We start from the raw sequence: 8,941 nt of genomic DNA on the forward strand, positions 1-8,941 counted from the left end.
GCAATGAGTACAGCACTTCTGGCTGCCCGTGAGCCTTCAGGGCTTGCTTGAGCCGGTTGCCTGGAAATCGGGCATGGCCGGTTCTGAGGGGGCGGGGGCGCGGCAACGCGTCCCCGCTACCCGACGAGATCGAACTCTCCGCACTGACCCGACAATGCCTCGACCGCCGCATCAACGACCTCGACACCCTCAACACCGAACTCACCGCATGGCAACACGCCACCAACACCGACCAACGCCAAGTCCGCTGGCAATTCACCACCGACGACGCACGCACCAAACTCCACCACCTATACCCACACAATTAGCGGCGACAGTCTACTAGGGACATGATTCTCCTCCTGTTGAGTTAGTCAGCCGGACTGGACCGGCGTCGCTGTCGGGTCGATCTCGATCTCTGGAGCGGGTTGGGCCCGCTCTCGTGTTGCCTCCGCGCCAGCGGGCGCCACCGATTTCCGGTGGCAGCCGCGCTTTACTGAATGCACGATAGCTGTCGATATCGTGTGTTGAGAGGATCACCCCGAAGCGCCTCGCCCGTCGCTTGCCCCGACGTGACACCCGTCACGGTCGGCGATGGGCGTGTGGGACAACTTTGCGAGATTCAGGCGTTCATCGCGGCGACCTGCGCATAGAACGCAGCTGGGTCCTGGGCTAAGCCGGCTTTGGCTGTCCGGCTCCAGTCGTCGATGAGCACCTCCACCGAGCCGGCGTCCAGGCCGTCGAGCGTGGCACGCACCACGCCGGCGGGATCCAGTAGTGGCCCCCCCTGGTAACCGGACATCATGTCGGTGTCCGCCGCACCCAAGTGGACACCCAGGACCTGGGTTCCTTGCGCGGTGAGCTCCACGCGGGTTCCGTTGGTCAAGCTCCACTCGGCGGCTTTGGCTGCCGAGTACGAGGTGACTCCGTCCCAGGAGAACCAGGACAACGCCGAGAGGACGTTGATGATCGCGCCGCCGCCGTTACGGCCCAGGACGTCGGCGAACGCGCGGGTCACTGCCAGGGTGCCGAAGAACTGCGTGTCCATTTCTCGGTGGATCTCGGCGAGATCGCCGCGGATGAGGTTCTGATAGGTCGCCACACCGGCGTTGTTGATCAGCAAAGTCAAGTCGTCGGCGACCTCCGCGGCCGCGCTGATCGTCTCCGGGTCCAGCAGGTCCAGAGTGAGGGCCTGCGCTCCTGGTGTGGTGATCGACCTGGGGTCGCGGGCCGTTGCATAGACCTTGGCCGCGCCGCGCTCCAGCAGCTGCTCGGTGAAATGGCGACCCATGCCCCGGTTTGCCCCGGTGACCAGCGCTACTGAGCCTTCGATGTTCATTGAGTCTCTCCTGTTCAACGGTGGTTTTTACGCTGCATCGCGCTAGAGTCGACGCTAAACCCTGACGCTAACGTCAGGGGCAAGGGGTGAGATGGGAGTCACTATGCGGATTGGCGAGCTCGCCCGCCAGACCGGTGCCAGCGTGCGCGCGCTGCGCTACTACGAGGAACACGGCTTACTGAGTGCGCACAGGACCGCCAGCAGTCAACGGACCTACGACCCGGACGCGGTAGAACGGGTACGGCTGCTGCGGCGCCTCTACAGCGCCGGACTTACCAGCTCGACCATCGCCACGTTGCTGCCGTGCGTCAGTACCCCGTCCGATCAGGTAACCCGCCAGAGCATCGACATCATGCGCCGCGAGCACGCCCGAATCAGCGGCCAGATAGCCGACCTGACCACCACCCGCGACGACCTGACTTACCTGATCGACGCAGCAGCAGCATTTCACCGCGATCAGCGGAGGATGTCCTGAGTTCCGTGGAACTTCGGTGGCGGCCCGATGATCATCAGGCGGCGTTGACGTTCTCATCATGACGGGTCGCGCCGGCGGTTTCGGTGATCCGTGCCAGCGTGTTCGCGTAGCGATCGCAGGTGCATGTGGCCGGTGACGCGGTGGACCTGCTTGCCGGCCTCGATCATGCCGGCGGCGCACCAGCGCAGCGCCATCGTGCCGTCGCGCCAGTTCTTGACGTTGCTCGCGTGATCACGGCAGATCGAGATCATCGACTCGATCGCATTCGTGGACCGGAACGTCCGGGCGAGGGTGGGTGGCATGTTCAGGCGCAGCACGGTCAGGGACTCGGCCATGCCCTCGCGCAGGCTCGCCGCCGCGCCGGGGTGGGTGCGGTCGAGCGCGGCGGCAAGGGTACACAGTTCGGCCTCGGCGGCCAGTGCGGAGGAGGACCGCCGGCACGCCCTCGACGCCGTGACCGCCTTCACGGCGGCCTACGGGGCGAAGTTCCCCACGGCCGTCGCGAAGATCAACGACGACATCGAGGTGCTTCTAGCGGTCTATGACTTCCCGACCGAGCACTGGATTCACCTGCGCACTACCAACCCGATCGAGTCGATTTTCGCCACTGTCCGGCACCGCACGAAGATCACCCGCGGGCCCGGATCGCGGGCGGCCGGGTTGGCGATGGCGTTCAAGCTGATCGAGGCCGCGCAGGACCGCTGGCGCGAGGTGAACGGCCCGCACCTGGTCGCGGTCGTTCGCGCCGGCGCCACGTTCGTCAACGGCAAGCTCGTCGAGCGACCCGACGACCATCACCGACCGGAAGCCGCCTAAAAGATCTTCATCCACAGGTCTTGACTATTGCTCGGCGTGTCGATCAGCAGGCACAGCGGAGCTGTGTGGGGCATCGAGTCACTGCACTGGATCCGCGACACGCTCTATCAGGAAGACGCATCTCAAGCCAGAACCAAATCCGGACCCAGAGTCGTGGCCGCACTCCGCAATCTGACCATCGGCGCATTCCGACTCAAGGGACGCCACGACATCACCGACACCACTCGTCGGGCAAGTCGCTTCATGCACCGGCCCTTCGACATCCTTGGCCTCGCATGATGATCTTGAAACGGCCCTGCAATGCAGTTGATGCTTCGAGAATTAATCCTATGAACGCTCACGTAATTACCCGTGCGTTCACAACGGAAAACAACGACGCGCTCCGACAAGTGGACTGCCACTAGCCGAGGGCCTACTTAACTGCCCGACGGGACTGGAACGATCCTTGAATCCTTCATCGTTACGAGACAACCGCGGGATCCGCATCATTTCGCCGTGCGTTGTCTTTTACGAACTCCAGCGCTGCGATGACCCCATTAATCTGCTGGAGAGCCATCGTGACGTAGGGATCACTGGGAATACGTTGGAGATGCGGCGCGAAGACGCCGGTAAGTGTTAATCGAAGTTTGTTGAGCACTGCATCGAGCTGACGTTTTTCAAAAATTATCCAGTCACTTGGGTCGTCCGAAAACGCGTAGCCGCCCCGCAGCGTCCAGGTTAAAGGTGTGAGGTGCTCTGCCGCTGCGGTTTCTCTGATCCACCTCAAGCCGTTGCGAACCTGATAGAGAGTTAGCTCGGTCACGTCGATCAACTGACGGGTCGACAGACCTTCGGGCCTTGCGGCCACGAGCGCCAGCCGAACCCTTTCTCCTACAACAGCACGCGCGAGTGTGATTCGAGGCATGGTCTAATCCTCGGCAAGCAACTGCGCAAGCTGCTCGTCCATACTAGTGTCATCAGTATCGACGGCAGTCTGACACCAGTCGGCAGCGGAACGGACATTGTCAAGGTACCGATGGATCGCCTCACGTTCCTGCTTGGCAAGTTGTCGGCCTCGCAGCGTGGGCAGTGCCCTGTTCACAGCAGCAACAAAAGCCGTGCATCCACCAATTAGCTGGTTGACCTCCATCGAGTACCGTAGCTCACGAGCAGCTGGGATTCGTTCCTCGATGTCGTCACGCACCTGCCGCGACCGGTCGAATTGCGCATTGTTCACGATGTGCCGGGCAGTGTGATCGGCCATCGCCCTGCTGGCCACCTCAGGCCGACATAGCAAAGTGGTCGCGACCGTAGCAGCGACATCATCTTCCTTAACCAAGTCGTGAACTTTGGCGACTTTTTCCTCGCGGGTCTCCGGATGACTGGGCGACCTTCCTGCTGCACGCGCGGCGTCGTCAGTTCGCCAGTACTTTCGGCCTGTGCGCGGGTTCTTGATTGGCCGCTTGATCAAGGAAAACCGGCTGGGTAGCCCGTTGAGGATCCGATGAGTTGTAAAGCTAGCCATACTCAACTGCCGCTTATTGCTCGGCCATGCAGCGGCGGTTGAGCGGTAGCTGATAAGGGTCTCGAACTCCAGGCCGATGTCCTCGGCGAACATCCGTAGGGTTTCATATGTCCCTCCGCCCGCTCCCCCAACGAGCTTCATCGGTTCGATTTCAAGCGCGATGTCTCCGAGGTCGAACTGATGTCCGCTAATGGCCTCCACAGCGCGCAACGCGCGCTTCAGCAGCTGGTCGTATCTACGAGCCGTAACCTTGCCGACCTTCTCGGCCATGGGGTGCCCTTCCTGCCTCCACACGTCAGATAGTTTCCGGCGGGTCGGGCGGCAACCCGCTGAGCTACAGGTGCGTATGTGCCTCCTCGCCGGTCGTCAGTGTGCTCGCCACAAAGCGAACACACAAGGCCTCGTAGGGCATGTTTTTGCAGGTCAGAGGACCTTGCTTGCCGTTCGGCAAACCGTCTCTGGGACGGTTTACCGAACGCCCCGCCTCTGCCTCCAGGCTCGGTTGCGGCAACGCGGCGAGCAAGTCACTACGTTCGCCCGGCGCTCAAGACCTGCCACCCATGTCCTTCCGCAACCTGGACATGTCCGACGTTCAGACGTTTCCGCCTGTCGAAGTATCGCGACGCGATGGGCGAGTCGTGTCTCCAACCGCCAGTGGCGAGACCGGCACACGCTTGAGCAGAACTTCGCTGCAGCTGGAGCGGATGCAGACAGCGTCGCCCTACAGAACAAGCAGCTTCTTGAATGACTCTGGTCAGCCATGTGGAGCATGGTGGCAATAACCTGCGCAAACATCAATCGTCAGACCAACCGACCGCTGCCGCGCTCTGGTTCACTGTCACGATCGAGCTCGGAGCATGGCATCTTCCCGTCGTGGCTGCTGCGCGGGTGACCTTCGCAGTCGTCCCTCTAGCCCAACAGGGCAGCGCAAGACTGGGCCAAGTGCCGGAGACGTCTGAGCCGCCAGAGCTGAGCAACCGGAGTTCTCTATGCAAGCCGTGATGCAAGGCGGGTGCGTCGCCGCGGGTACGAGGAGGTTGCCAAGCCCAGCCATCCCTCGCCACGCCCAGCGGGAGGCGCAGGCCGGCGTGAGCACGACGCTGTCTCTCCGCCAGACGGCGGTAGCCCCGATTGCTTGTCCTGCTGCGTCCACTCAAGTACCGAAGCAGCAGCCTCAACGAAGGCGCCACAGGCCCCGACCCGACAGCCGTTGAGACGACGAGCCCTGAACACCCGACAGATCCGACGAACAGACAGCCTCGATACGTAGTCTGGCTCAGCGCTCCAGCCACGGCGCTAGCAAAGCCTCCAGATCAGCATCCGACAACGCGTGAGGCCCACCTTCGAAACTCATTCCATCGCGAAGCGTCACGCGCCGCGTAGAACTCCACCTCGAACGCACGCATCAAGACATATATGAAACTCACCAAGTTGAAACGCTCCCGGAGCCGCGCGAGCAACCTCTGTCGCGCTGAGAACCGTGACGTCGGCGAACTTCAACTCCTCAGCAACCGGATCGAGCAGCTGGGTGAAGATATCCTTCTTGTTCTCCATCACTGAACAACGAACCACGAACAAGTCAGCCTTCTTCGGCGGCGAGCTGCCCACAAGCGGCCGCGATCTCCTGACCACGCGTGTCGCGCACCGTGCACGCCACCCCGCCGGCATTCACCAGCCGCACGAACTCCCGCTCCACCGGCTTCGGCGACGCGTCCCACTTGCTGCCCGGCGTCGGGTTCAACGGAATCACGTTCACATGCACCAAATGACCCAAATGCTTACGCAGCACCTTCGCCAGCAACTCCGCACGCCACGGCTGATCATTGATGTCCCGGATCAACGCGTACTCGATCGACACCCGCCGACCTGACGTATCGGCGTAGTACCGGGCGGCCGACAGGACCTCGTCCACCGACCAGCGCTCGTTCACCGGCACCAACGTGTCCCGCAGCTCGTCATCCGGCGTATGCAACGACACCGCCAACCGAACCTGCATCTTCTCGTCCGCCAGCTTCCGGATCGCCGGCGCCAAACCCACCGTCGACACCGTCACCGAACGCTGCGAAATCCCCAACCCATCCGGCGCGGGCTCCGTGATCCGCCGCACCGCGGCCACCACGCGCTTGTAGTTCGCCAGCGGCTCACCCATGCCCATGAAGACGATGTTCGACAGGCGGCCGGGGCTCGGGATGCCGTCGGGGCCCGCCATCAGACCGTCACGCATCACCGCGGCGGCCGAGCGGACCTGGTCGACGATCTCCGCCGTGGACAGGTTGCGGTCGAGGCCACCCTGTCCGGTCGCGCAGAACGGGCAGGCCATCCCGCAGCCGGCCTGGCTGGAGATGCACAGCGTGGCGCGGTCGGGGTAGCGCATCAAGACGCTCTCGACCAGCGTGCCGTCGTGCGCGCGCCAAAGCGTCTTGCGGGTGCTGCCGTCGTCGCAGGCCATGGCCCGGACCTCGGTCAGCAGCGGCGGCATCAGCTCGTCGACGAGCCGCTGGCGTGACGCGGCGGGGATGTCGGTCATTGCCTCCGGGTCGACGGTCAGCCGGGAGAAGTAGTGGTTGGACAACTGCTTCGCGCGGAACGGCTTCTCCCCGAGCTCCGTCACCGCAACGATACGGTCGCTCAGCGTGAGGTCCGCAAGGTGATGAGGCGGAAATCCCCGCTTCGGGGCGTCGAAGACTAAGGTCGAGTAGCCGGAGGGAGTCGCACCCGCCGCCGCTCGCAGAGTGAAGTAGGCTGCCAGCGAGGTGCCCGAGGCTCGGGTCCTTTTCTGTCAGCCCCTTCCCGAACGGTACGGGCGCCTTTCGACGCATACCGCTCTCCAGTAGTCATTTCCGGGTGGTGACTGTTACTCGTCCGGCATGAATATCCTGATGGCACGTTTCACAGACCACGAGGGTCTTGCGCTTACGCATCGCCATCAGATGCACCCATGATGGCCGTTCTGGCCGACCTGGCTTGTTCAAATCTGCGAGTTTCCGGATGTGGTGAACTTGCAGCCCTACCCCTCCCTCGCACAATTCACACCGTCCAGCGAGAAGCCGATGGATCAACTCGTTTCGCTTGGCGGTGGCCATGATCGGCTTGAGGTCGTCCATGACCGCAGTGCGCTTACGCATGAGCGGTATCCCGCCGAAGCGGGCGACCAGCGGCTTTCTACCTTGATCGCGCCGCACCGTGACCTGGAAGCAGGTCCTGGAACCGTTGTCGGTGTCGATGCTCGCCTTGTACTTGCGGGCCATCTTCGCCACAGTGGACTTATGCTTCCCTGCCAGGGTCTTGAGCATCGATGTCTCCATGACCCAGCGCAGCTTGCCCAGGCGGAACACATCCTGGGCAAGAAGGTAATACTGGATGAACCCGCGATACTCCGACCCATACTTGGCGACGATCGTGTAATCCTCGTCGTGCAGCAGCGAGCCGCGTTGCGCGGGCTTTCCCTTGCTCATGTAGCGGGCGCACCGTTCCCGGATGACATCCCGTGGCACGAACAGACCGATCGCGCTGTTGACCGCCCGACGGTTCCGGGTGATCTTCGTGTCAGCGTGTTGCGTCCTGATCTCGTAGCCGAGAAACCGCGCCGCCTGGCTGGTGGCGTGGGTGATCAGGGTCTTGGGCTCAGACAGCGTCAGTTTGAGTTCCTCACGCAGAAACTGCCCGACCTTCGACTTGATCTCCTCTGCTTCGCTTCGGGGACCGGCGAACCCGAACAGGAAGTCGTCGCAGTACCTGACATACCGAAGTCGTCGATAGCCAGGGTCGTTCGGGTCCTGGCTGGGCACGGTACGGCGCAGGCGCTGTAGCGTCCGCACCGTATCCCGGTCTCCATGCCGTCTGGCCTTCGCGATCTGACTTTCGACGCGTTGGTATCTGGGTTCGGATCGACGCCTCTCGCCTCGGGTGTATTCCGGTATCAATTGCTGTTCAACGAACCGGTCGAACCGGTCCAGATAGATGTTGGATAAGACGGGAGAAGCGATCCCGCCTTGCGGTGCGCCACTGAGCGTGGCGTTCCACCGCCAATCCTCCAAGTACCCGGATTGAAGCATACGGTTGACCAGTTGCAGGAACCGGCCGTCATGGATATTAGCCGCCAACGTCGAGATCATCACCTCATGATCAAGGCTCCCGAAGTAGTCGGCGAGATCTCCTTCGACAAACCAATGCGTCCCTTTCCAGACCGAGACCACCTCGCTCAACGCGGTGTGACAACCTCGGCCGGAACGAAATCCGTGGGACCGGTCGGAGAACTGGACGTCGTAGTACGCGTCAAGGAGCACACGAACCACTTCCGCGACCAGTTTATCCGACCAGGGCGGCATCCCCAACGGGCGTTTCTTTCCGTTCTTCTTCGGGACATACACCCTTCTGGCCGGTGACCACCGGTACGATTCCGAGCGTAACGCCTCGATGATCGAATCGATTTTGGCCAGGGACATGCCGTCCACGGTCTCCTTGGTGACTCCTGGCGTCATCGCACCCTTGTTGGCGTAGATGCGCCCGTAGGCCAGCAAGAACAGTTCCTTGTTGAACAACTGCCGGTACAGCCTTTCCAACGGCAGACCACGCCTGCCGCGTTCCCGGATGACACTCAGTACAGTTTCAGCGTCCTGCATTGCGCAGACCTCCCTTCGCCGAGCATCCTGACTACCTGTGCGACTTCGCCCTGTGAACGGCTTTCCCGCTCTCCCCGGCGGCACGGCAAAGGCAAGATCACGTTGAGTGACATTGGTTGCGTACGGTAGCGATGATAGCGAGCGCTCTGAGTGGGCTGCGGGCGATCCGTTCGGTCGTTCGTTTGATGGCGTTGGTGCCGTTGAGT

The 8,941-nt window shown here is 62.3% G+C and carries 7 protein-coding genes and 3 pseudogenes; 3 read left to right on the top strand and 7 right to left on the bottom strand.

The genetic code is table 11. The features are described from left to right. Positions 1–601: 601 nt before the first annotated feature. Positions 602–1,318 (bottom strand): SDR family oxidoreductase, encoded by a 717-nt coding sequence (locus QMK34_RS45775; protein WP_326421197.1) that lies wholly within the window; start codon positions 1,316–1,318, stop codon positions 602–604. A gap of 103 nt (positions 1,319–1,421) precedes the next feature. On the opposite strand from QMK34_RS45775, the gene QMK34_RS45780 reads away from it, so the two are divergent. Beyond that, positions 1,422–1,793: a MerR family transcriptional regulator gene (locus QMK34_RS45780; RefSeq protein WP_326421199.1), complete on the top strand. Its 372-nt coding sequence runs from the start codon at positions 1,422–1,424 to the stop codon at positions 1,791–1,793. A gap of 34 nt (positions 1,794–1,827) precedes the next feature. On the opposite strand, the pseudogene QMK34_RS45785 reads toward QMK34_RS45780, so the two are convergent. Beyond that, a pseudogene (locus QMK34_RS45785) lies at positions 1,828–2,248 on the bottom strand (IS256 family transposase); the annotation flags it as partial. On the opposite strand from QMK34_RS45785, the pseudogene QMK34_RS45790 reads away from it, so the two are divergent. Both QMK34_RS45790 and QMK34_RS45795 read left to right on the top strand, forming a co-directional pair. Beyond that, a pseudogene (locus tag QMK34_RS45790) lies at positions 2,190–2,609 on the top strand (transposase); the annotation flags it as partial. The pseudogenes QMK34_RS45785 and QMK34_RS45790 sit on opposite strands and share 59 nt — an antisense overlap. 36 nt (positions 2,610–2,645) lie before the next feature. After that, complete coding sequence (locus tag QMK34_RS45795) at positions 2,646–2,888, top strand: hypothetical protein (RefSeq protein ID WP_326421201.1); 243 nt, start codon at positions 2,646–2,648, stop codon at positions 2,886–2,888. Between the two features lie 181 nt (positions 2,889–3,069). Here QMK34_RS45795 and QMK34_RS45800 read toward each other — a convergent pair whose 3' ends face one another. The 5 genes and pseudogenes from QMK34_RS45800 to QMK34_RS45820 form a co-directional block, all read right to left on the bottom strand. Further along, positions 3,070–3,513: a hypothetical protein gene (locus QMK34_RS45800; RefSeq protein ID WP_326421202.1), complete on the bottom strand. Its 444-nt coding sequence runs from the start codon at positions 3,511–3,513 to the stop codon at positions 3,070–3,072. Positions 3,514–3,516: 3 nt separating this feature from the next. Then, complete coding sequence (locus tag QMK34_RS45805; protein WP_326421203.1) at positions 3,517–4,383, bottom strand: DUF6192 family protein; 867 nt, start codon at positions 4,381–4,383, stop codon at positions 3,517–3,519. Between the two features lie 1,006 nt (positions 4,384–5,389). Further along, positions 5,390–5,667, bottom strand: a pseudogene (locus QMK34_RS45810) (hypothetical protein). 25 nt (positions 5,668–5,692) lie between these two features. Next, entirely contained in the window at positions 5,693–6,844 is a 1,152-nt protein-coding gene (rlmN, locus tag QMK34_RS45815; protein WP_326421205.1) for a 23S rRNA (adenine(2503)-C(2))-methyltransferase RlmN, read from the bottom strand. Positions 6,845–6,947: 103 nt separating this feature from the next. After that, positions 6,948–8,735 carry a reverse transcriptase/maturase family protein gene (locus QMK34_RS45820; protein WP_326421204.1) on the bottom strand — a complete coding sequence of 596 codons (1,788 nt, stop codon included), beginning with the start codon at positions 8,733–8,735 and terminating at the stop codon, positions 6,948–6,950. Positions 8,736–8,941: the final 206 nt, after the last annotated feature.

The organism is Amycolatopsis sp. H20-H5, assembly GCF_035828755.1.
In the GTDB taxonomy this organism is placed as follows: Bacteria; Actinomycetota; Actinomycetes; order Mycobacteriales; family Pseudonocardiaceae; genus Amycolatopsis.